The following is a 22,647-nucleotide window of genomic DNA, read 5'->3' on the forward strand; positions in this document are numbered from 1 at the left end:
GCAAAGCCTAATGTACTTCGACGGATCGGAGGAGCATCAGCGGGCAACCGCCCGCAAAAGAACGAAAATTCCGCGAGGAGCCGGACCGGGCGCCGGACGACGCCCGGTCCGAAGGGGACCTAGGGGATCGCGCTCAGCGTGGCCCGGGCTTCGTCCGCGCCCGGGAACTTGGCGTTCGCCTCGACGGCCTTGCTCAGGTGCAGCTTCGCCGCCTGCGCGTCGCCCTGCTTGTGATACGCCATGCCGAGGTGGTACTGGAAGATGGCTACCTTCGGGGCCTTCTCAACGACGGGTTTGAGGAGTGAAATTGCCTTGTCGATCTCGCCTGCACGGTAGTACACCCAAGCGGCCGTATCGCGCAGCACCGGCTGCGGCGCCTGCTCGAGCATGGGCACGAGTTCGCGGGCGCGTTTCAATCCGCCCGCGTCGTTCCGGTGGTCGGCGAGAAGAGCAGCCAAATTATTCGCGGCGACGAGATTGTTGGGGCTATGCCTCAGAACGCGTTCGTAAGCGTCGATTGCTTGAGTATGTCTGCCCGCACGCTCTTGCGCCTCGGCCAAAGCGAGTGAAAGTACCGTATCCTCTGGAACGTTTTGCAGCCCCTGTTCAAGAATCTTAATCGCCTGCTCGTTGTCTCCACGCACTGCGTGTGCGTTAGCCAGCGTCCTGTAGGGCAGGTTCCACTTCGGCTGCAGTTCGCGCGCGCGCTCAATTGATTGTTCTGCAGCGACGAACTTCTTTTGTCCGAGATACACTTCTCCGAGCATGTGGTGCGCGAGCGCATGATCGGGGGTGTTCTTTAATACATCCTTGAGCCGGGACACTGCGGCTTCAGGACGACCGCGCGCCAATTCGACCTTTACGATACCTGCCAGAACATCAGGAGAAGCGGGTGACAGCGCGAATGCCAGCTCGAATTCCTTGAGAGCTGCGTCGTACTTTTTCTGTCCCGCATAGAGTTGTCCGGCCAGAAGATAGACGGTCGGATTCTTAGCATGAGCACTCTTTAGCTTGACGACTGCGGCATCCGCGGCCGCGAACTCTTTGCGTGTTACGTGTAGCTCAGCTTTGAGTCTAAGCGCGGCTATGTCATCACTCGCGCTTGCGAGCGCTCGCTCTACTTCCTTGAGTGCCGTAGCGCTATCTCCCGTTTCGGCTAGAAAACGTGCGAACCGCACTCGCGCAGCAACGTTACGCGGATTTGCTTCGACCGCCTTTTGAAAATGCTCTCTCGCGAGTTCCGACTCACGATTCAATGCGTGTGCCTCGCCAAGAAGGCCCAGTGCGTCAGATGATTCAGGCTGATCCTTGAGTACCGATCGGAATGAAGAGATCGCAGTCAGTGAATCTCCTTCTTGGAGGGCGAGCTTCCCTCGAAGTAGCAATCCCGCATTGTCCCGCGGATTTTCTTTTAATACCTCAGCCGTTAGGGTGGCGGCTTCGGCGAACTTCCCCTGACTATACAAAAGGTGGGCTAGCAAATTACGCGCCTGCAGACCCTCAGGTTTTACGCCGTGCTCTGCGATCAGCTGCCGGTACAACTCGACGGCCTTGCCCGATGCGTCCCGCTTTTCATAAATCCGGCCGAGCGCGAAACGCAATGACGCGTTCGTTCGATCAGATTTGAGCGCCTCTTCCAATTCCGATTCGGCATACTCGAGCCCTTTACGATTTGCGATGAGCTCCACTAACGCGAGCCGCCTCTGCATGTCCTCGGGATCCGTCTGAATCGCCTCTCGTAAGACTTTTTCCGCCTGCTCTACGCGATCTGCCTGGGCAAAAAATGCAGCCAGCGTAACGCGGTGGTTAAAGTTTTTCGGTTCGAGCTCAATAACCTCGCGCAGGGCCCGCTCGGCCATCTCTGGTTGTTTTTGTGAAGCGTAAAGTCTGGCAAGTTGTAACCGCATACCCACGTCCCTGGGGTTTTTTTCGATTGCCTGTGCGAGCGTGGCGATGGCCCTTTGAAAATTTCCCGACTTCTGATACATCGCACTTAGAAGCTCGGCTGCGTCCACAGCCTCGGGGTGCTCGTTTACCACCGCAGTCGCTTCAGTTAGGGCTTTGTCTTCATTTCCCTGGAGCATAGTTATTGCGGCTTTTAGCACGCGTCCCTCAACATGACTGGGATACATATTGAGAATGGCGTCGGCCATCTCCTGGGCTTTGGTCAGATCGCCCGCGCGCAGGTAGTAGCGCCCGAGCCGTGCCTGGGCATGTGGGTTGTCGGGAGCGAGCTCGACAGCTTTGGCGTAAGCACTGAAAGCCTGCCGATGGTTGTTTCGCTTCTCCTCGACTTTAGCGAGCAGCAGGTATGTCGCCGCATCTTTCGGGTCGATCTGCAAGACGTTCTTGAGTTCGATGACAGCCTTGTCGTAATTCTCCTGGTCAAAATATACCTTGCCGCGCTCGAAATACTTTGCCTTTCTTGCCTCGGCGCCGCCGCAGGCGACGAGCGCGAGAACAAGGACCAGAAGCACGGTTCTACCTAACAGCGGGCGAAGCGGCATAGGAAAATCTCCAACAATTCGTAACAGTAGGTTTCAAATCAGACCACGGAAGCCCAAAATTCCGAGAGCACTTAAGGCAGACAGGTTGAGCGGATTCCATTTTGGGCCGAGGCGCGAGAGGACCAATTCGCAGCCGTAAAAGACGATGACGAGTTTAACCAACATGATGCCTAGTTGCGTCTGAACCAACTCCTGTTCGGCCAGAAATCCGACGGAAAGCACCAAAAAGAGGATGAGGAAGTCCATAGGGGTCGTCCGAAAATCGGACTCTGCATACCGCATTGCCATCCCAATTGCGACTGCTAGCAGCGCAAAAAACGCCGTACCGGCCCAATTAACTAAGGCGATACCCAATGACGGGATGTACTGTGATTCTAGGTAAATCACGAACGCGGCTGTGATGTAGTTCACGGTGCGCGCCAGGATCGAGGTGTCGCGTCGCACGCCGATGAGGAAAAGCAGCAAGGCTGCAAGCGCGAGAGAGCCTATAGCCATGTCGCGCGGCACATGCGAAGTCAAGATGCTTGCCGCTAGGAACAGACCAGCGATTGCCATGGCCACGGCTGTGAGTAACGCCGACTTGAACCGTGGGTGGCGCTTCAGCGACTCGACTAGTCGAGTCAGCCGGGGGGCAGGTTTCGTTCGAGCCATGCGCCATCCGTGACTTTCGGCCGTGTACAGAAATGCGAATAGCATCCCACAAATGATCAGATACAGGCCTAGAATGATGCTGTCGTTTTCGTAGGACATCAGCACTGCGCTCAAGACGAAAACGGTCTGCACCGAGTAGATCACTACGACGGAGCCGTAGTGGCCGAAGCCGAGATCGAGCAGCCGGTGGTGAATGTGATTGCGTGTGGCCTTGAACCAGTTCATGCCTTGATACACGCGCTGCACAAAGACCGCGAGGATATCGACGATAGGCAGACCGAGGAGCAGTGCAGGCAATGCCGGGCTGAGGGCGGGATTAGTTCGCTGCGTCAGCAGCACCGCAAGAAAACCGAGGGAAAAGCCAAGAAACTGGCTGCCACCATCACCCATGAATACTCGCGCCGGATGGGTGTTATAGCGTAGAAATCCGACTATGCCACCAAGCGCGCTAAGCGAGACTATCATGGCTGTTTGATCTCCCGCGCCATGTGAAAGATAGGCGATGGCGGCAAGGCTTAATACGGATAACCCACCAGCGAGACCATCCAGTCCATCGGAATGGTTAAGCGCGTTGATCATGCCCACGATCGCGAAGACGGTGAACGGCTTCGTGATGGCATCGGGCAACGCTTCCAGGCCGGAAAATGGCAGGCAGTAAACGTGTAGATCGGCGTAATAGACAACCGGGAGGACGGCGACAAACTGTCCGAGAAACTTGGTGTAGTGACCAAGTTCAACCGCGTCGTCCCAAAGGCCGAATGCCAGCAACGTCAGCGAGCCCCAGAGATACGCTAGTAGCAGGGGGTCAATCGGGAGCCACAGTGCGAGCGGTATGAGTGCACCGAGTACAATCCCCGCGCCACCTGCTCGCGGAATAGGCTGACAGTGTACCTTCCGTGCGTCCGGCCGATCCACCAAACCCAATCGCGGGGCGAGACGAATCATTAGCGGGATGATCGAAACGCTAATTACCAGAGCGGTGAAGAATGCGAGCAAGTACTGCACTGCGAACTTCCTCCCCTTTATCTAACGGTCGATCTCTGGTCGACTGAAGCTGATATTTCGCCGGCTCCTGTGCACGCTGGATATATCAGTGCTCAATCGGGCAGGTATCGCGCAAGCAGCGGCGAGATATGGCGCACCAAGCTTGCTAAGCGCTGATCCGCTTCCTTCATGTCCTCGCCGGGTAACACTGGTGTGACGACGCGGACGAGGCCTCCGTCTGTTCGATTTCTCGTAATTGCATCCCAGAAGATGAACCACTTCACAAGGTACTCGTTCGTCAGTACGCGTCCTCGCTGCTGAAACCAGTAATAAACAAGCTGGCGTCTGTCGCCTAGCTGAATAAGCGCACGGTTAATGGGCAGCTGTCCTGCGAAGATGTCAGTATCTATTGAGGCTTGTTCCAGATCGGCGATGCGCCACCCACCTCCCGGCATGCAGGTCCGCGGTGAATGAGCCGATTGCCCCTTTCGTTGCGAGCCGTAGTAGGCGATGTAGAGATTAACCGGCGGTTGATTGGGCTTGGCATAATTGACGATCAAATAGTCGTCTAGCTTCAGTTCGTTCAGGTAAATCTGCTCGATGCGGTCACTCACGCCCTGCCATTCGCCAAGGAGCAGCGGGAACGAAATGAGATCTTCGCGTGCCGGTGTCGCTTCAACTCGTTGCGGAAGCAGGAACGATAAGACAGCGGTCGAAAGTAGAAGAACCAGGACGGCGAGGTAGGGCACTGGGAGCGACCGGTAATGGACGGGCGCATCCTTCGGTGTCGCGGCTGGGAGTTCTAGGCCGAACGCTTCCCGCCAAGGACGCCGCGCTTGACCAAAACGGTTAAGCAACCACATCTCCCCAACCAACACGGCAGTGCACGCCATGAAGACGATCCATCCCTCAAAATCGTGCAGAAAACCCTCAGCCTGCGACTCTCCCCAAAATTCCACGAGAATGCCGATAATCCCGATGCGGAGGCTATTCATAAGTACAGTGATCGGAATTGTCGACAGAAACACGAATGCCCGCTTCCAGAATGGCGCGCTGAAAAAATAGGCGCAGATGAAGCCCAGGGTCATGAGCGGGAAGAGGTAGCGCAAGCCACTGCACGCTTCGACTACCTGCAATTTCATCGTGCCCAGGTCTATCACGTTGCCTTCGAGAAAAACGCTTATTCCAAAAATGCGAATGAATGCGACGCCGATTTGAGAAGAAATAAGCTGGAGATGCTGAGAAATCTCGCTCAGGAAAAACTGTGGCAACGGCACCATGAAGACGAGAAGCAGCAGCGGTACTAGTATGACTCGAAACGCGGCCGGTCCCGTAAAGGCGAGAACGAGTCCGGCGAGAGCTAGTAAAAGGGCGTATTGGATGAGGAGATACAGGGTGCTGAGTTCGCCAGCTACATAGACGAGGAGGCCGAAGAGCACGAGCGCGAAACCAGCCCACGATCCAGTAAAAGGAACCGATTCCAGGCGGTCCTTTCGTTGCCAGACAAGGAATAGCGTTATGAATGGGATCAGGTAGCCGAAGCTGTATTCTTCTTTGATCTCCCATACCCGAAGCAGCTCGGCAATTCCATGCTGGAAGGTAAATCCAAGAAGGGCGGCGGCCACGACTAGTGTCGTCAGAACGAGTCCGGATGGTCTCCAGACAACGGAAGCCGTTGACTCCATTGGATCTCCCCCTGAATGAACTATTAATAATTAATAAAGTGCGGTGCTAAAAGCCGCACAAACGAAAGAAACCGAAGAATTCACTGTCTCTGTTTCTTCGTCAAGCGCTTTCTCTGCAGCGCTTTGCTACGCGGCCATAGGCCGAAACTTGCCTGTACGTCTCAAGCAGCATCGCGTAGTTCCGGGCGGGGGTATATTTCGCTTCGTACATCGCCCGGGCCGCTCGGCTCATGCGTGCCATCTCGCTCGGATTGTTCTCGGCCCATTGGATCTTTCGGGCAAGATCGGATGCATTTCCCGCCTCAAAGAGAAGCCCGGTTTCGCCATCTTCGACGAGCTCAGCCATGGCACCCAGGCGGCTGGCGATCACGGGAAGCCCCGAAGCATAGGCCTCGACCAGAGCACGCGGAAAGCTTTCGTGACAAATGCTGGGGAGAATCAGATATCGCGCCGTTCGCATCTTTTCCAGAACGTCTTCCGATCTTTTCCAACCCAACAGATTCAAATTAGGGTTGCCGGCTAGCGTCGATTGTTGCTCGCCAGTTCCCATTACGTCGATCCTGGCTGACGGGACCTGTTTCGCAGCTGCCGATAATACTTCCGTCCCCTTCTCGGGCGACAATCTTCCCACATACAGTCCACTGTCTCGCCTTTCCGTAAGTGGAGCGACGGGGGCATCTACAAAGTTAGGCTTTACCACAATTCTTTGGTCCGGAAGTCCGCCTTCTATGAGCTTTTTGCGAGAGAACTCGCTGAGAGCGATAAATCGTGAAACGTGCCTTCGGTAAGTGCCGACTGCACGGTGGAACGCCATCACGCTGAACAAAACACCAGTTTGGACCAAGGATCCTCGATAACAACGATAACGAAGAGCGTCCCACGGCAGCCCTCCGATACAGTTTTCGCAAATCCGGCCGTTTCGTAAGAGCATCGCCTGTGGGCAAACGAGTCTGAAGTTGTGGACCGTTTGAACGACTGGAATACCCGACCGGCTCGCAGCCCAGTAAATCGCAGGCGAGATGAGTGGGAAAGTGTTGTGAACGTGTATGACGTTCGGTCGATAGTCGGAGATCGCTGCTGCAATATCGCGCATAGTGCGCGTTGACCAGATCGCATTTATGGCAATAGCCGCCGAAGATCCGGAAGTTGTTAGGTCACTGTTATCGCGGAAGTACGTCGCTACTTCGTGCCCGTGACTACGCAGAAGTGAGACTTCGTCTTCAACGACGCTATCCTCACCTCCTCGCTGCTGATAACGATTATGTACGATGATTATCCGCATCTACCTGGCCAACAGCTTGGTCAGCGGAAGCTGTATCGTTCCCTGGAATCCCCATAACCCGTCGCACTGACCCGACCAACCGTTGGGAATAATGCTCCAGTGTGTAATCTGCCATCGTTTTGGCCAGACGTTGCCTGCGATTTGGGCCTGGCTCTTTTTGAACCGCTGAGATGGATAGCCGAATGGCTCTAGCGATATCTCGAACCTCATTGGGATCCACCGTCCATCCATTATGTCCCGCCTGTATAAAATTCGCGGCGCTGCCATCCCGCTTACTAGCAATCGCGAAAAGACCACAATGCAGTGCTTCACCAAGCGCAATCGAAGCTGCGTCCGATAATGATGGGAGAACAAAAACGTCAGCGAGGGCGAAACAGCGTGCTAAGTCATCGCCCTCCAAAAATCCTGTAAAGTACACTTTCACTTTCTCTAAAGTTGACGCCTTAGTTTCGAGCTGTTCCCTGAGTGGCCCATCTCCCACCACTAGTAATCCAATTGTTTGCCGCAGCTCAGGACCAATCAGACCGCAGGCATCCAGAAGTCCAGTAACATTCTTTCGGTCGTTCAGAGCGCCAACGAAGAGAATCAGCACGGAAGGATAGGTCGAACGCTCTGCGTCAAAATCAGCATCAGCGCGCAATTTTTGAACTCGCTCTACGAAGTATTTGGAATCGCCAACGTTATAGCCAATGTCTATCTTAGTTGAAGGGACGCCGTACTTTTGCATTAAGTAGTCTTTCGTCAAACATGAATAGACAAAGTATCTGTCCATTCTCTTGATCAAGAAGCCGAAGAGGACGTCACGCCAACCATGAGCGTCAGCGGCATGCCAGTGCCGCGCCTCGTATCTGATAATCGGGATACCCCGTTTCCGACATTGATACCAAAGAACCCATGAAGCATTCGATCCAATCAAATCAGCGCCAAGAAAGACTACGTGAGGGCGAAACTTGTTTAGTAATGAAGGCACTCCCCAAGAAAAATGAAGCGTCTTTTCCTCACCAATCCGCAGATGCAGCCCGCTTAGTACTGTGAACGGATACCTTGGCGCAGATTCGTCGATCCGCCAACTGCGGTTGCTTTCGCTTTCTGCAATGTATGCAACATGAAGGTCAACTTCGGATTGGCTGGCAACCTCGTTAAAAAGCGCAACCCGGTATGGCGCCATGATGTTGGATAGAGCAAGCAGCCGTATAGTCATTGGGCTTTGAGCGCAATCAGAAATTCTTCTATCTGGTTTATGGCGTCTTGTGGAAAGAGTGATCGCATTTTGCGCTTGGCTGATTCAGTGGCTGTGCGCGTCGTTTTCGGGTGCCTGGTTGCTTCGACGATGGAGGATGCAAGCAGCTTCGGGTCGGGGTATGGAACTATTTGTACTTCGCCATTGCCGAAAAGCTCCTCGATCCCCCCGACTTTCACGCAAACGACGTAGAGCTCAAAATGTATCGCTTCCCAAATTGCGCGAGGAAATCCTTCCACGGTGCTGGCAAACAAGAAGAACTCGTGTGATTCATAAAGGCGCGCCAGCTCCTGTGGATTGTTGACATAGCCGTGAAACCGGACCCGATCCTCCAGCCCCAGCTCGCTGGTTAATGCTTCCAGAGCTCTTCGCCGGTCACCATCGCCGACAATCGTAAGGTAAAAATCGGCGCCCGATTGCTGCAGGAGCTTTGCCGCTTCGAGGATGCACTCGAGGTTCTTCTGTCTCCTCAAGTGAGCTACGCACAAGAGGCGAAAGGGCCGGGCGCTACCGTAGGTCGGTAGCTCGCGCGCTGGCGAAGCAAATGTCAGTAAGGGCGAGACCGGCGCTGTCATCGTAGTCAAGCCGTGAGGCTTGTACTTTGCGAAAAGCCGTGGACCGGTCACGACTCGCAGGTGAGCATGATGCATTGCCAAGTGTTCCAACCACAAGAAGAGATGGCGCTGAACGCGCGATCGTCCCTCTGAGCGAAAGAGCGCATCCCGATCGGTGCCGCAATAGGCAATCGTTTTCTTGCCCAGTATGCGCGCCAAAAGAAGATATACGCTGCCGCGGGCAGTATTGACGAAGCTGAACACAACATCCGCGCCAGCTATCTCAAACATAGCCTTCCAGATACGCGCGAGCGTTCGAAAGGGCCGTGAGACGATGAGAGACTCCATCCCGTGCACTAGTTGGATGTTGTGGCTTGAAAAGCGAAATCCATAGTTGACGGTGGTACCGTCATTGGCGAACTCACGAGCGATGATTATCACCTGCTCGAAAAACCGAGCGAGACCGTCCAGGTAACGGCCATCATTGTCCTGAAACCGCTTTTCACCGCCTTCGAGGATCCAGCCGGCGCGCGATATGACCACGAGTTTGCGGAAGAGGGGTCGAACGCTGGTCACTTTCTGGCCTCGTAGAGGGCCTGATAGCGGTCTACCGCGACGCCCAAGCTGTATGCGTTGCAGACCCGCCGCCTTGCATTGCGGCAAATAAGCTCGCGATAGGGCCGGTTGGTCAGCACTTCATCGATGGCGTGCGCCAAGGCATTATGGTCATTGGGAGGATAGAGTATCCCGAGATCGCGGCTATTAACGATTTCGACGTTTCCTCCCACTCCTGTTGCGATCACAGGACGGGCCATGGCCATGGCCTCGAGTAGCGACAAACTGACACCTTCGCTCAATGATGTCATGACGTAAGCATCGAGGCTCGCCAGAACATTGGCCACGTCGCGACGCGCGCCTGTAAAGAAGAACCGCTGTTCCACTCCGTAACTACGTGCAAGATCGCGTAGAGCAGTCTGGTCACCCCGACCGACAACGACGAAGTAGGCATGCGGATGGTGCTTGATCACCTCTGGAGCCGCTTCAATCAATAAGCGATGGTTCTTTACGGGGCTTAGAGTGCCAACAGCGCCGATAAGTAGTGCCCGGGGGGGTAAGCCGAGTTCAGCCTTTAGTGAACCATGTCCATGAACGGAGGGATCGAAGTGCCGGGTGTCGACTCCGTTAGGTATGACCTCGACGAGCTCGGAAGGCAGGCGGACATTTGAGATCAGTGCTTTTCGAATGTCTTCGGATACTGCAATCACCCGCTCATTGATACGCGAGCTACATCTCGCGACGATGTGTTTGAAACGACCGCGCAGGCGTTGAGGGCCAACCCACTCGTGGACACTTTCCACGGTTGAGTAGACCGGCCGGAGGCCAACGCCCAATGCAATGAGTCGACCGACGAGATCGGCATGGAATAATTTTGTATGGATGATGTCATAGCGATTCTTGCGCACAAGCCGTGCCAGTCGGAGATAAGCGCGGAGATCGTAAAGCGCGTTGAAGCCCATCATATGGATCCGCACGCCAGCCCGCGCAAACTCCGCCTCGAGTTGCCCGCTTCCGTAGAGGCAGGCGACATCCGCTGTGAAGCGACGTTTGTCGAGTTGCTGAAGCATTGATAGCAGGAAAGTTTCTGCGCCACCCGGCTCCAAATTACGAACGATGTAGAGGATCCGGATCATCCGATCTTCGTTCGCCGAGGCGCAAGTTCGTCCGCGGGGCGGCCCGCCGGCTCCTTTTCGTCGAGCCGGTACACTTCTCGCATATAGCGATCAGCGATCCGTTCAATAGAGAAACGCTCCAGGGCGTCCAACCTTGCATTTTGTCCAAACCGATAGCGCAGCCCGTTGTCTTCGATGAGTTCGGATAGCTTTCGAGTGAAAGCGGCAACATCTCCGAAATCGACAACATGGCCGTCGATGCCTTCCCGTACGATGTCCTCGACCCCATCCGCCCGGAAAGCGATGATTGGTTTGCCGGCGGCCTTCGCCTCGAGCAGGACATTGGGAAGTCCTTCATTGTTACCTGCAAACACGCAGATGTCGCACAGCCCGTTTAATACCGCTAACTCGTCTTGAGGCAGGCTTCCAAGGAATTTTACTCGACCGCGGAGTCGCAATTCGCCCGCTTGTCGAATGATACGGTCGCTATAGATGGAGTTGTGAAAAGGGCCGGCTAGGAGAAGATATGTTCGTTCCCAAAGGTTCACATAACGCAGGCGTAGTTCAGCTAATGCGGCCAGTATCAGGTGTTGGTTCTTGCGCTTGTCTATGACCCCGGTACATAGAAGCAAGATGCTGTCAGCCGGCAAGTCCTTAGTGCTGGACATTTCGCGTCGGTCGCCAGCCGATCGCGGGGCGAAGCGTTGTACGTCAACGCCGTTGGGAATTAGGTGCACGTGAGAGTGAGGCAAAGCGAGAGACAAGAGCCCACGGCGGAGAGGAGAGGAGATTGCAATGAAGTCATTAATAAGTCGAAGGGCCAGGCGGCGCAACGGTGCCAGTACTCCGCCGTCACCGAATTCGCTGTTTTCGGCGCCGCCCTTTGTCATCTTCTGGACTACCCGAAGCCCGAAAAGCTTTCCAACTGCTACGCAGACGAACTGCGACTTACAAAAGCCGTGGATATGGAGAGTCGAGAATCGCCGAGAGCCAAATACGAGAAATGCAAAGAGGGCGACCGCAAATGTCCAAGGCCCTCTACCCACGCGATGAACAAGCGTGCCGTGCTCAAGCGTTCTGCTGTAGAGACGCCGATCGAGAAAGTTCGGTACTGCAAACTCGCAAATAACGCCGCGTTCACGCAAAGCTGTAGCTAGAGAGAGAGCTTGCACAGCAGCCCCGGAAAAACGCGGTGGAAAAACAAAACAGATCATAAGGACGTGCTTCGACCCTTGTCGCTTGTAGGCCAAACTTGTCATGTCAGCGAGATACCAGAGACATGGCTGACTTCCAAAGAGCGGATGCGTCAGTGCGACGTGGCCGCAAAATTTCCGTGGATCGGGATCCGGTAAGTCGCGTGAAGATTCTCAAAGCGAACAGCATTTCAGCCAGTGCCCCGAAAAGTGCGGAGATTACGGCCCCATAAATCCCAATAACGGGAATCAAGACTAGATCGAGTGTGAGAATGACCAGAAAGCCCAGCGTTGCCATCTGTACAAACTGGCTGGCGCGACCGGTCGCTACGAGATACATCACGAGCATGCGCTGCACGCTCAACGGGATAAGCGCCAGCAGGAGAATCTGCAGTGGGGTAACGGCATCCCTGAATTCGCTGCCGTATATGAGTGGCACCAGCAGCTCTGCGAGCAATATGGCTGCTGCAACGATGACGCTCATGAGAACGAGGAGCCTCCGTATTGCGCTGGTCACAAGATCCTGAGGCGCATTGCCGCTTTGCGCCAATTCAGGAACGAGGATTGTTCCAAGAGAAACCGGAACCACGCGGATGCGATTCGCGAGATTTCGACCGAGCGTCAAGATGCCGAGAGCACTCGCACCGGAAAAATGAAACAGAAGTATTTCGTCCGCCTTCTGTCCGCCAACACGCAGAATCGATCCTAATTGGATCTTGGCGCCGTAGGTGATACTTTTTCTCAATAGGCCCAAGTCCGGCCGGAAGCTGAAGTGGCCATTTCTGCTGAGTATGGTAAGGATGTAGATAGAGGTCGCAGCAGTGGCGATGATCTGCGAAAGCACGAACCCCCAAAGCGTCATGTCGAGAACGAAAACGGCTGCGAAGGCCGCAGTGGCATAAGCAAACGTTTGAATCACTTCACATCGACGGTAAACGGCGTGTTGTTTGAGCGCGTTGAAGATGTTAGCGCCGTACATGTTAAGAATGCGCAACGGAAGATCCATCAGAGGGACCATGATCTCGAGGGTCCCGAGACCCGCTGGCACGAAACTCGGGAAAGTGCGAAGAGCGGCAAGGACGAGCCCGAGGACAAGAGCCGAACCCAATATGCTGACGAGAACGGAATTGGCGACTAGCGGCCGCGTGAGCGCGGGTTCACGGGCGGCGAAGTAAAGGTTGGCATTGCCCAGGCCGAGACTCAATGGACCGGCCAGGACGCTGGGCAGCCAAAGCATTAACGTGTACATACCGAGCGCCGCCGGGCCAAGAACGCGAGCAATCAGGATTCCGGTGGCAATATTCACCGGCAGGAGTGAATAGCGCGTCAAAACAAGCCGCGCTGTGTTGCTTGCGATCATCGAGGTGTACTTATGGCTTCTCGAATTCGAATCGCTTCTTGACCAGTGCGTACTGCATCGCTTGAAACCGCCAGTTGTTCCTAACGAACGGATTGAAAAACGCGGACATCACGTTTATGAGAGCGCGGTTCAGCTTGTTTCTGTGAAAGAACTCCATCCAAAAAACGGGGTGCGAGTACGAAAAGCATGCGTCGGGGAAAACTTGGCGAACCAACTGCTTATATTCGTCGGGGAACCATTCTGCTGCATGCATCGGATCCAGTGGCTGCTCAGTTAGGCGTATCGGGGTGCTGATCACCGCGGCGCCTCCCGGCACCAATACTCTTCTAATCTCCTCAAGAAGCAGCAGTGGTTCTCTAACATGCTCGATGACGTCGCTCGAAACGACAGCGTGGAAGAAGCCATCCGGATACTCGGAGTTGTACGCAGAAATCGTACGGAACTCCGCGTCACTTCCGCGGCGCTCGTGCGTGTCCTTAGCCAATCGGATGGCCAGATCCGAAGTGTCGACACCATACGACTTGGCACCTTCACACCAAAGCAGCCAACTAAGCACACCGTCGCCGCATCCAAGGTCCAACACCTTCTTGTCATCAAGGCCGCCAGTCGCCTCACTCAAAAGCGCGAGGCAGTGTTTATAGCGTGCTTTTACGAAAGCATTTGATCTTGTCGGATGCAGCGAAATTTGCTGCCAATGATAGGCGCCCTTAGTTTTGTACTTCGTGAACTCAATCTCGCTTGCCATGTGGCTCGTCGTCCCTCATTCGTTTTCATCGAGAGTTCGATTGAAGAGCGGCTGGGTTAGAATATCCGGTCTGCTGCCTCTCTTGCTTGGCGGTTTCCTTATCCTGGTAAGGAGCGAACGTGCTAGGCAGGTCTGGTGAAAGCGAAGCGATTGGTAAGGGTTTAGCTAGAACGGCGGACAGTGCCACAAAAATAAAGAAGATCCGGTAGTCGAAGCCAAAGTTATCGAATACCCCGCCCGCAAGAAACAAAGCGATTCCTATAAGCGTCGCGTCAGCGAAAGCGTGACGCTCGGGGTCAACGTTGCGACGCCTATAAACACTCCGGTGATTGAGCCATACGGAAACGTATAGGCCGAAATAGAGAAGCGCGCCCACGATGCCCGTCTCGCTTAAGACCTGTAGCCAGGTGGAGTGAAGCGCGCTGTGTTGGACCCGAAGTCCGCCGATGACGGGCGAGCGTCGAGGATGACGGAAACTGTCATAGCCGGCGCCAAGGACGGGATTGTCGAGGAACCGTTGCCAAGCTACTGGGTAAATGACGGAACGTCCGGAGCTAAAAGCACGAAGATCATCGTCTGTCAGTTTTCCTCCGCGCTGCTGTCCTGGAAGGCGAAGAAGTTCCTCGCCGTATCGCGTCGCCGCCGCTAAGGTTAGCCCGAGTATCAGGGCTGGAACGAGGAGTAGCCACCATTTCGCGCGAATTCGTCCGCGTGCCACATAATAGAGAAAGAGTAGGACAGCTATTCCCGCTAGCGTTCGGCTGAGCCGGGTTAAGACGAATGCGGCAAAAAGAAGCATCAGAAAAGTCGCAAACCGCTTCTGCCATTGCTTGTCTGTTGTGTTAATGAGGGCGACGAGTAGGGGAATAGAGAGCGCAACGTGAAAGCCTGGTTGGATGCGTCCGCCGTCGCTAACGTTCGCCATCACGGTACCGGCCGTGATTAAGCGTTCCGCCGTTTCCTGCAGCACGATCGCAAGACTCGCAGTAACGAGTACCCAAGCCAAGGTGCGTGCTCGCGTCACAACGTCGCCAGAAGCCAAGTAAAGCAACATGACAAGAAAGAATGCTGCGTTGTTTAGCACCTCGGGGTGGTTACGGCCCATAATTAGAAGGCTCGATGCGAGCAGGTAACCCAGAAACAGATACGTAAGAATCGTGGTTCGTGAGAAGAGGGCTGCCCTATGTACTCGTATGCGACTGGTGGCAACATGGGCTAGCATCGCCAAAATGGTGAGTAACACCATAAGCTTGTTGATGCTCAGGAACGGGAGAAATTCTCCCACGTCCGTGATTTTGCCGACCATCCAAGTATCGGCAGCGAGATAAAGCATTCCGAGCGTAGGGAAGAAGAGAGTGCCGATCGCCACCATGGCGAGCAGCGGGAGCACGAATAGCAGGTAAAGGTTCATGTTTAAGCGTTATCCTCGCGCGCGATAGGCAACGCACCGATGTTCGTTCCGTTTCGTAATCCGTTTTCCGCGCGGCCTGCGGCTGCGGCGGGACTGCCGGGCCGCAATCTGTAGTCTCTGGTTCGCATGTCCTTAAAAAGTGGATCGGCGAAGATCGAGTCTTGATTAAAAGGTGCGCTGGTGCGGAAACGCGAGTAACCCATCCAGCTTCCATGCAGCTTGAACTCACCTGTGGCCGTGGCGGTGCGCCAGTAAAGGTTGTTCCGAACGCGGAGTTCGGCATCGTTGTCTTCATCTATCACGAGGATTCCGTCATTGCCGGTCGAAAAAACGATATTGTTGTCAATCCGATTGTTAGCTGACTTCTTCTCTAGCCTTGCAGGGTCGCCACCACTACGAACATGAATACCAGCGCCGATAATCGTGTTGTGGTAAACACGGGTCGACCGTGCGCCCATCAGAAAAATGCCGCCACCGATTCCCAAAGCACGTTCGTACTCGATCACATTACGAGCGACTAATACGTCTTCGGCTTCGGCCGGCGTATTGGAACGGTTGTGCCAGCGTGGGTCTGTCGTTCCACCGACTCCGATGGCTCCGTGACGCAAGTCGCGGCAGTAATTCTCTTCAATCAAAACGTGACGACTACCACCTTTAACCACGATGGCGTTGGCGCAGCCATGAACAAGGTTGCGTCGAAACACCAAGTGCGCCTGCCCAACAGCATCGATTCCCTGATTGGGGGCACCGTATATCTCGCAGTCCTCTATTAGAATATGGTTGGCGAGTATTTTTACGCAGTCGTACTTTTTCGGCGCCTGACTTGCATCGAAAGCAATTCGGCAACGTCGTAAGCATGCGTGGTGGCCACCGAGCCCGATTATGTTGCCGGGACCGTCTGCGGTGCGGGAGAGTATGAGACCTTGAAGGATGATGTTTTGCGCGCTTTCGCTTACGAGGAGAGAATACTCCGACGGAGCATTGAACCGGATTTCGGGAGCGTGACCCGGGAGATTCTCGATAGAAACGCTTGGCGCGCGGACTACCAGCTTTTCGACATCATACAAACCGCTCTTCAGCAAGATGCGATCGCCAGCAGCAGCCGAATTCAAGCGTTGCTCTAGTTCTCCATTGATAGCGGACTCGACCACAATCAGCCGACGTTCTTGAAACGTGGCCGATGAATATGATTGGGCGCCAAGGCGACTAGAAAAACCAAGCAGACCTATGCTCGCGTTTATTAGGAACCTGCGCCGATTCAGCCGCGCGGTTGAGCCAGCGTACCATCTGCTGCGGAATCTGGTCATGACGGCGAATATAGCCTCGTGGCCGTCTAGCTATACGAAATCGATTATCGGCCCCGAGTGGCCGCGATCTCGCTCAAGCGGCGGGTTGCGTCGGCGAACAGATAGTAGAGAAACAGGGAATTCGTCACCAAGTATCGGCGCGCGAGACGACGCGGTTCTCGCCCAAGTCGGTAGAGCCATTCCAGACTTGTACACTGCATCCACTTTGGTGCTCGTGGGACGACAGCAGCTTGCATATCGAACGCAGCACCAACGCCCAACAGAACCGCTGGTCGCAAATGTTCCCAGTATCGGGCCATCCATTTCTCCTGTTTGGGAGCACCAAGCCCTACCCAAATCACATCCGGCCGGCTAGCCTGAATTCTGGCGATTACCGCACGTGCTTCATCTGTTGATAGTTCTTTAAATGGAGGCGAGAAGGCACCGGCGACCGCGATTTCTGGGAATTGCTGGCGAAGTGCGGTCAAGAGACGATCGAGTGTCTCGGGCGTGGAGCCATAGAAGTAATGGCGTAAATCTCTTGCTCGTTCGATCAGATACGGCATGAAAGTAGGGCCAGGTACGCGCTGCACATCGATGAGCCCACGCCATCGAGCGATGAGGGAGAGCGGCATCCCGTCGGGAACCGAGAGGAGCGACTCATTCGTGATCCGCCGCAGTTCGATATCTTTGCGTGCGGTCACCACCGTGTGGACGTTCGAAAAGCAGACGTAGCCACCGGTCTTGGAGTCAACATGCTCAATGACAGACTTGGCGGCGCGCTCGATACTTGTACGGCTGATTAGGCAATCGAGAACCCGAAAGCGGGCATCAGTGGGGTTATCTGGCACAGCCGTTTGCCGCCGGTCGACACTGTCGGCCGGCGATCCTCCCTTGATAGGCCGCCGCGCATCCGGGCTGCGCGCCGCGCTCTCGTTGTTGGGCACGTCTGGTTAGCGCTCTGGTCAGTAGCATAGCGGCCCTACTCCGGCAGCGACAAGGGCCGGTTCTGAAGGGGCCGCACAGGCCTGCCGGCCGGGCCCCCAATCAGAGGAATTAGTGTAGGTGTCGGTGGTTGTTAACTTATCCGACAGTAGTTTCGAGGCCGACGGCATGGTAAACAGCGAATCGAGCCGTTTGTCTGGCGGCGGATGGGTGTTATCGGTCGCAGTTCAGAATTCAAACGACCCGGCGAGGAGGGTGCATGGCAACGGTTATCGAGCAGGTCCCGCAGATGGATACGAAGCAGCTCCAGAAACTGATCGACGCGCGCCTTGACGAGGTGCTGCCGAAGAAGCTGGCGGAGATCGAGGAGAACAAGACGCCGACGATGGCGATCATCGCGACGAAGGGCACGCTCGACTGGGCCTATCCTCCGTTCATCCTGGCCTCGACCGGCGCGGCGCTCGGCTGGGACGTGAAGATCTTCTTTACCTTCTACGGCCTGCTGCTGCTCAAGAAGGATTTCAACGCCGACGTCAGCCCGCTCGGCAACCCGGCGATGCCAATGAAGATGCCTTTTGGGCCGAAGTGGTTCCAGAACTTCTCCTGGCCGATCCCGAACGCCATCATGGCGGGCGTCCCCGGCTTCGAGAAGGTGGCCACGGGCCTCATGAAGCAGACGTTCAAGAACAAGGGCGTGGCCTCCATCGAGGAGCTGCGGAGCCTGAGTATCGAGGCCGGCGTGGAGATGATCGCCTGTCAGATGACGGTCGACGTGTTCGGCTTCTCGCAGGACGACTTCATCCCCGAGGTGAAGGACTACGTGGGTGCCGCCTCGTTCCTGCCGACGGCCAGGAATGCGGACGTCTGTTTGTTCATCTAGCTGCTCGATCACGCTTGTCGTACGCCCCCTCTCCCCAACCCTCTCCCTCGAGGGGAGAGGGAGTCGGGTCTGCTTTCTGACGACGGCGCGGAACGCGGACGTCTGCCTGTTTATCTAGCGGCATTGGCCGTCTAATCCTGCTGTTTCCTGTCGCTTGCCCTCTCCCCTTTGGGGGAGGGGCGCATTTATAAAATCGATTCGACCGGTTTCCCCCTCTCACTGATCCCTGTGCGGCCGCGCTTTCCTGCTCCGCAGCAAAGTCCAGGGAAGCCATTCGTGGCTGCCCGGTCGCAGGGCGAACGGTTCACTGGACCGTTTGCACTTTCCCGACTCGCCCCGCGAGGGGAGAGGGGGCTGTCTCTTGTTCTCTACCTGGGAGCAGGTGGCTGTGCCCCTCAGTGAGCGGCGAGAGCGGCCAGTTTCACCGTCAGGCGCCGCGAGAGGCGGTCGAAGGCCGGGGCACCCGGCCGGGTCTCGGAGCCGTCGTTAAACAGCACGGGAACGCGGCAACGGGAGAGGAGGGCGGTCAGGGGCTCGAGCTCCTGATCGACGCTCGCGTCGAGGTCCACCAGGAGGACGTCCGCCGAGCCGAGATCCAGTCGGGAGAGTAGCGTCGAATCGAAACAGGCCGTGGTTACGACCTCCATGCCGGCCGTCTCGAGCAGGTTCCGGAGCAGCCGGCGCTGATCGTCCGAGTCAGAAACCAGCGCTATGCGGACTTTTTTTTTCCGTCAGCGGCCGGGGTAGCCGTCTCGTGTTCGCTGTCGCTGCCGGGTGCTGTCTGTCCGCCGGTTCCTCTCGTGCCCGGGAAGATGCCGCCCTTGCGCTTGGCCTGAGCCACTTCCTCGACGAGGTTTCCATCGATGCGTTTGGCGCGCGCGCCGTAGCCGAAGACGAGCGCCGTGTCGCACAGGAGGTTGATCAGCCGGGGCGTGCCGCGGCTGTACCGGTACACGGCCTCGCACGCCGGGTCGTCGAACAGCATCGCATCGCCGCCCGCCACGGTGATCCGGTGACGGATGTACGCGGTCGTTTCGGCGGTATCGAGCGGCTCGAGGTGATAATCGACCACGATCCGCTGGGCGAACTGCTCGAGGTCGGGTCGCAGCAGGAGGTCGCGCAGCCCCGGCTGGCCGACGAGGAACACCTGGAGAACCTGGTCCTTGTCGGCGTTGATGTTCGAGAGCATCCGAAGCTCCTCGAGCGTCTCGGCTCCCAGGTTCTGCGCCTCGTCGATGATGAGGAGGGTGCGCCGGCCCTTCGCGTATTCGCCGATCATGAAGTTGACGAAGGCGTTGTGCATGCCCGCCTTGTCCTTGCCGGCCGCATCGATTCCGAAGGCGACGAGTACCCACTGAAGCAGCTCACCGAAGGCGCGATGAGTGTTCGAGATGAGCCCGACGGTGACGTCCTTCTCGAGCTGGGAAAGCAGGTGGCGGATGAGGGTCGTTTTTCCTGTCCCGATCCCGCCCGAGAGCACGCAGAAGCCCGCCTGGTTCATCAGGCTGTACTCGAGGAGCGTCAGCGCCATGTGGTGCTGCTCGCTCGGGTAGAGGAAGCTGGGGTCCGGTAGGAGTGAGAAGGGACGTTCGCGCAGGCCGTAGAAGCGCTCGTACATCAGTCTCTCCTTCGCCGACGGACCATATTAAGTAGACGAGCGATGCGAGAGGTGCGTTGGCTTGTTCCGCCCTTTAAAGTTGTCTGTCCGGGAACGCTCAGTGATTTATTGAGCACCGTGCCGATCAGCCGCGTTTTTTGTAGAAGTTCTGCCGCGCGCGCGACCTCCTCGACTAGCGTTGTGGCTTCTTCGACGACCAGGAGGGCGGCTTCGACGTAAGGCGTAAAGGCCATGGCATCGGCAGAGGAAAGAAGCGGGGGCAAATCGAAAACAATGATGCGCGAGGCGTAACGACTTTTCATCTCTTCGACGAGCCGGGCCATTTGCGGTGAACTGAGCATTTCGGCCGAGTTCGCGAGTGGCCGACCTCCAGGGAGAAACACGAAACGGCCGACGTTCGAGGGGTGAACCAGCAGTTCGGAAAGTGAGGCCTCGCTGAGCAGATAGTTGCTGAGGCCGTTTGTTGGCGCGATCCCAAAGTATGTGTGCACCCGTGGGTTACGCAAGTCTGCATCCACCAGCAGCACAGTCTGTCCAACTTCCTGTGCGAGACTAATAGCAAGGTTAATCGCTGTGATCGTTTTACCTTCCTGGTCGCCCGGACTCGTCACGGCCAGAGTCTTCGCGCCGTTTTCCCGCAACCGTTGTAGAACCTGCGTACGCAGGATCTTGTATGCCTCGGTGTATGGTCCGGGTTGGAACGCGCTCACTATACGCTTCTCACGAAGAAGTTCCGGCGAGACGGACTCGGTTCGAGTCTGTGAGTAGCAGATGTTGTCTGTAGATACGAGCGCGGACGGCGCATGCTCGTTGCTGGCATCCGGATGCGAGGCCCGCTCTTCTCGCGCCCGTTGTAATGCTTGCTTGATGCGTTCCATCGGAGATGCCCCTTAGCCGCCCGAAAGGATCCGGAGTCCCTTAAACCAAAGGATGTCCCATGGAACCCAAAAAAATTGAACTATTACGGCAACTGCGACAAATGCCGCTAGCGCTGACTGTATGGCGATTCGTCGGACACGACGGTCCCGCGAGATGTCTTCGCTGTTCCTGACGTACGGTACGATTGATAATGGCGCTTCCTTTAATATCGCCAGCAAGCCGCGGGGGCTTTTCACCGAGGTGTCGAGACTTTCGGCAGCGAACGCGTAACCGATGCCACCCACTAGCGACAGGATGAGTCCAAGCAGGGCGATCGCGGGCCGATTGGGACGAACTGGCTTTTGCGGGAGTTGTGGAGGGTCGATCAGGGTGAAGCGCTCGCCCTTGCGCTCCTTCTCGAGCTGCTGGCCGACCTGCGCCTCCATCTGTTTGGCCTTGATCTCCCGGTATTTGAGTTGCGCGTTCTCGTGGTTGCGCTTGAGCTCGAGGTACTCGCGTTCAACCGACGGAGACATAGCGATTCGCCTCTCGTAGTCGGCGATCCGGGCGGACAGCTCCTCGCGCTTCTTCTCCAGCGAACGCAGCTGACTCGCTACACCTTCGAGCTGGCTCTTGATGTTGATATAAGCCGGGTTGTCCGGTTTTTCGGCGAGTACGAAAGATTCGGGTGGGGCGGTCTTTGATAATGACTTTTCCAGAGACTCAATCTCCGATCGCAAGCGCGCGACGTCGGGATGATGCTCACCGTATTTCTCTCGGGCTGACGCCAGCTCGCTGCGCAGTTTTGCAAGCTGGCGCGCCTGTTCCTGATCGGGTGAAACCGACCCGACCTCTTTCTCGAGACCATCGATCTCCTCCTGAAGTCGGACGACATCCGGATGGCGCGGGGAGTACCTAGCGGTTACGGCTGCGAGCTCGGTCTTCAACATCTTGAGGCGCGTGCCTGGGTCAGGGATTCGCTCGCCCGTCGGTGCATACATCGGACTTGTCGGGCTTAGTTGTCCTAACTGCCCCTCGAGGTAGAACTTGCGCTCTTCCAGAGCACGAATTTGTGTCCGAGTCTCCCGCAACTCGCCCTGAGTGCGCTCTACGAGCTGATGGTTAAAGCCAGCTAGTTCAGGCAGATTGTCGACATTGCGTTCCTTGAACTGTGCCATTCTCGTTTCAAGCTCGGCGATCTCCGTATTAAGCCGGTTGGTTTCCTCCGTCAGGAAGTTGTACGTCTCCTCGGCTCGCTCTGTCCGGCTCTTCAAGTTCTCATTGAGGTATAGGCTAGTAAGCTCGTTGGCCACTTTTTGTGCTACGGCCGGCTGATTGCTTTCGTATCCGAGTGTGAATGCGATTGTTGCCTGCATTGGGCGACCGCTGCGCGGATCGATGACGTCGGCACTGATCGGTTCTAAACTGATGTCCTCGCGCATCTGCTCGACGATCTCCTCGCTGGTCTTGCTTTTTCGCTCCTCGGCATAAAGGTCGTACTTGTCCACGATCTGAAGCAGCGTGGCGCGCGTCATGACACGCTGGCTGATGGTTTGAATACGTTGCCAGGCGTAGGTGGTGACGGTGGACCGCACGAGATCAGGCGGTATGTCCTGCTCTTCGATTAGGATCGTGGCCGTTGAGGTGTAGACAGGGGGCCAGAGGAACGCGACCAGCACGGCCAGCCCCAGAATCGATACACTCGTTGCGACCATGGTAGGCCAACGCCGGCGAGCGGCGACGAGGTATTCCGAAAGGTTCTTGCCTTCCTCCCCCAT

At 56.2% G+C, this 22,647-nt stretch carries 18 protein-coding genes; 1 reads left to right on the forward strand and 17 read right to left on the reverse strand.

From position 1 onward, the window contains the following. Positions 1–119: 119 nt before the first annotated feature. From SVA_RS07130 to SVA_RS07190, 13 genes are all read right to left on the reverse strand, one after another. Entirely contained in the window at positions 120–2,507 is a 2,388-nt protein-coding gene (locus SVA_RS07130; protein WP_096460577.1) for a tetratricopeptide repeat protein, read from the reverse strand. Positions 2,508–2,540: 33 nt separating this feature from the next. Further along, entirely contained in the window at positions 2,541–4,163 is a 1,623-nt protein-coding gene (locus SVA_RS07135; protein ID WP_096460578.1) for a glycosyltransferase family 4 protein, read from the reverse strand. Positions 4,164–4,255: 92 nt separating this feature from the next. Further along, positions 4,256–5,767: a VPLPA-CTERM-specific exosortase XrtD gene (xrtD, locus tag SVA_RS07140; protein WP_197703410.1), complete on the reverse strand. Its 1,512-nt coding sequence runs from the start codon at positions 5,765–5,767 to the stop codon at positions 4,256–4,258. A gap of 160 nt (positions 5,768–5,927) precedes the next feature. Next, a complete protein-coding gene (locus tag SVA_RS20345; protein WP_096460580.1) occupies positions 5,928–7,109 on the reverse strand; it encodes a glycosyltransferase family 4 protein in 1,182 nt (393 codons plus the stop codon). Then, positions 7,087–8,310 carry a glycosyltransferase family 4 protein gene (locus tag SVA_RS07150; RefSeq protein WP_096460581.1) on the reverse strand — a complete coding sequence of 408 codons (1,224 nt, stop codon included), beginning with the start codon at positions 8,308–8,310 and terminating at the stop codon, positions 7,087–7,089. The genes SVA_RS20345 and SVA_RS07150 overlap by 23 nt, the downstream gene beginning before the upstream one ends. After that, positions 8,307–9,479, reverse strand: coding sequence for a glycosyltransferase (locus SVA_RS07155; protein WP_096460582.1), 1,173 nt, complete (start codon positions 9,477–9,479; stop codon positions 8,307–8,309). The genes SVA_RS07150 and SVA_RS07155 overlap by 4 nt, the downstream gene beginning before the upstream one ends. Continuing rightward, positions 9,476–10,594 (reverse strand): glycosyltransferase, encoded by a 1,119-nt coding sequence (locus SVA_RS07160; RefSeq protein ID WP_096460583.1) that lies wholly within the window; start codon positions 10,592–10,594, stop codon positions 9,476–9,478. Before SVA_RS07160 ends, SVA_RS07155 begins: the two co-directional genes overlap by 4 nt. Beyond that, on the reverse strand, positions 10,591–11,787 hold the full coding sequence (locus SVA_RS07165; RefSeq protein WP_169924003.1) for a glycosyltransferase family 4 protein: 1,197 nt from the start codon (positions 11,785–11,787) through the stop codon (positions 10,591–10,593). The genes SVA_RS07160 and SVA_RS07165 overlap by 4 nt, the downstream gene beginning before the upstream one ends. Before the next feature lie 46 nt (positions 11,788–11,833). Continuing rightward, positions 11,834–13,126, reverse strand: coding sequence for an MATE family efflux transporter (locus SVA_RS07170; RefSeq protein ID WP_096460585.1), 1,293 nt, complete (start codon positions 13,124–13,126; stop codon positions 11,834–11,836). Between the two features lie 10 nt (positions 13,127–13,136). Continuing rightward, complete coding sequence (locus SVA_RS07175; RefSeq protein ID WP_096460586.1) at positions 13,137–13,871, reverse strand: class I SAM-dependent methyltransferase; 735 nt, start codon at positions 13,869–13,871, stop codon at positions 13,137–13,139. Positions 13,872–13,896: 25 nt separating this feature from the next. Then, positions 13,897–15,282 carry an O-antigen ligase family protein gene (locus tag SVA_RS07180; protein ID WP_096460587.1) on the reverse strand — a complete coding sequence of 462 codons (1,386 nt, stop codon included), beginning with the start codon at positions 15,280–15,282 and terminating at the stop codon, positions 13,897–13,899. 2 nt (positions 15,283–15,284) lie between these two features. Beyond that, positions 15,285–16,394, reverse strand: a complete 1,110-nt coding sequence (locus SVA_RS07185) for a right-handed parallel beta-helix repeat-containing protein (protein ID WP_169924004.1) — start codon at positions 16,392–16,394, stop codon at positions 15,285–15,287. A 239-nt stretch (positions 16,395–16,633) separates the two neighbouring features. Then, positions 16,634–17,515, reverse strand: a complete 882-nt coding sequence (locus SVA_RS07190) for a WecB/TagA/CpsF family glycosyltransferase (RefSeq protein WP_148665404.1) — start codon at positions 17,513–17,515, stop codon at positions 16,634–16,636. A 257-nt stretch (positions 17,516–17,772) separates the two neighbouring features. On the opposite strand from SVA_RS07190, the gene dsrE2 reads away from it, so the two are divergent. Next, complete coding sequence (gene dsrE2 / locus SVA_RS07195; protein WP_231971855.1) at positions 17,773–18,393, forward strand: sulfur carrier protein DsrE2; 621 nt, start codon at positions 17,773–17,775, stop codon at positions 18,391–18,393. 395 nt (positions 18,394–18,788) lie between these two features. Here dsrE2 and SVA_RS07200 read toward each other — a convergent pair whose 3' ends face one another. The 4 genes from SVA_RS07200 to SVA_RS07215 all read right to left on the reverse strand — a co-directional run bounded on the left by SVA_RS07200 (position 18,789) and on the right by SVA_RS07215 (position 22,647). Then, on the reverse strand, positions 18,789–19,040 hold the full coding sequence (locus tag SVA_RS07200) for a hypothetical protein (RefSeq protein ID WP_096460590.1): 252 nt from the start codon (positions 19,038–19,040) through the stop codon (positions 18,789–18,791). Between the two features lie 62 nt (positions 19,041–19,102). Continuing rightward, positions 19,103–20,011 (reverse strand): ExeA family protein, encoded by a 909-nt coding sequence (locus SVA_RS07205; protein WP_096460591.1) that lies wholly within the window; start codon positions 20,009–20,011, stop codon positions 19,103–19,105. Next, on the reverse strand, positions 20,011–20,889 hold the full coding sequence (locus SVA_RS07210) for a CpsD/CapB family tyrosine-protein kinase (RefSeq protein ID WP_096460592.1): 879 nt from the start codon (positions 20,887–20,889) through the stop codon (positions 20,011–20,013). The genes SVA_RS07205 and SVA_RS07210 overlap by 1 nt, the downstream gene beginning before the upstream one ends. A 12-nt stretch (positions 20,890–20,901) precedes the next feature. After that, on the reverse strand, positions 20,902–22,647 hold the full coding sequence (locus tag SVA_RS07215; protein ID WP_096460593.1) for a GumC family protein: 1,746 nt from the start codon (positions 22,645–22,647) through the stop codon (positions 20,902–20,904).

It is taken from the genome of Sulfurifustis variabilis (assembly GCF_002355415.1).
Classification (GTDB): Bacteria; Pseudomonadota; Gammaproteobacteria; order Acidiferrobacterales; family Sulfurifustaceae; genus Sulfurifustis; species Sulfurifustis variabilis.

What these genes read in the sequence shown, in the direction of transcription:
- SVA_RS07215 (WP_096460593.1), bottom strand. Translation starts at nt 22,647, where the DNA reads ATGGGGGAGGAAGGCAAGAACCTTTCGGAATACCTCGTCGCCGCTCGC.
- SVA_RS07210 (WP_096460592.1), bottom strand. Translation starts at nt 20,889, where the DNA reads ATGGAACGCATCAAGCAAGCATTACAACGGGCGCGAGAAGAGCGGGCC.
- SVA_RS07200 (WP_096460590.1), bottom strand. Translation starts at nt 19,040, where the DNA reads ATGGAGGTCGTAACCACGGCCTGTTTCGATTCGACGCTACTCTCCCGA.
- SVA_RS07130 (WP_096460577.1), bottom strand. Translation starts at nt 2,507, where the DNA reads ATGCCGCTTCGCCCGCTGTTAGGTAGAACCGTGCTTCTGGTCCTTGTT.
- SVA_RS07170 (WP_096460585.1), bottom strand. Translation starts at nt 13,126, where the DNA reads ATGATCGCAAGCAACACAGCGCGGCTTGTTTTGACGCGCTATTCACTC.
- SVA_RS07165 (WP_169924003.1), bottom strand. Translation starts at nt 11,787, where the DNA reads ATGATCTGTTTTGTTTTTCCACCGCGTTTTTCCGGGGCTGCTGTGCAA.
- dsrE2 (WP_231971855.1), top strand. Translation starts at nt 17,773, where the DNA reads ATGGCAACGGTTATCGAGCAGGTCCCGCAGATGGATACGAAGCAGCTC.
- SVA_RS20345 (WP_096460580.1), bottom strand. Translation starts at nt 7,109, where the DNA reads ATGCGGATAATCATCGTACATAATCGTTATCAGCAGCGAGGAGGTGAG.
- SVA_RS07205 (WP_096460591.1), bottom strand. Translation starts at nt 20,011, where the DNA reads ATGTACGAGCGCTTCTACGGCCTGCGCGAACGTCCCTTCTCACTCCTA.
- SVA_RS07180 (WP_096460587.1), bottom strand. Translation starts at nt 15,282, where the DNA reads ATGAACCTTTACCTGCTATTCGTGCTCCCGCTGCTCGCCATGGTGGCG.
- SVA_RS07175 (WP_096460586.1), bottom strand. Translation starts at nt 13,871, where the DNA reads ATGGCAAGCGAGATTGAGTTCACGAAGTACAAAACTAAGGGCGCCTAT.
- SVA_RS07160 (WP_096460583.1), bottom strand. Translation starts at nt 10,594, where the DNA reads ATGATCCGGATCCTCTACATCGTTCGTAATTTGGAGCCGGGTGGCGCA.
- SVA_RS07150 (WP_096460581.1), bottom strand. Translation starts at nt 8,310, where the DNA reads ATGACTATACGGCTGCTTGCTCTATCCAACATCATGGCGCCATACCGG.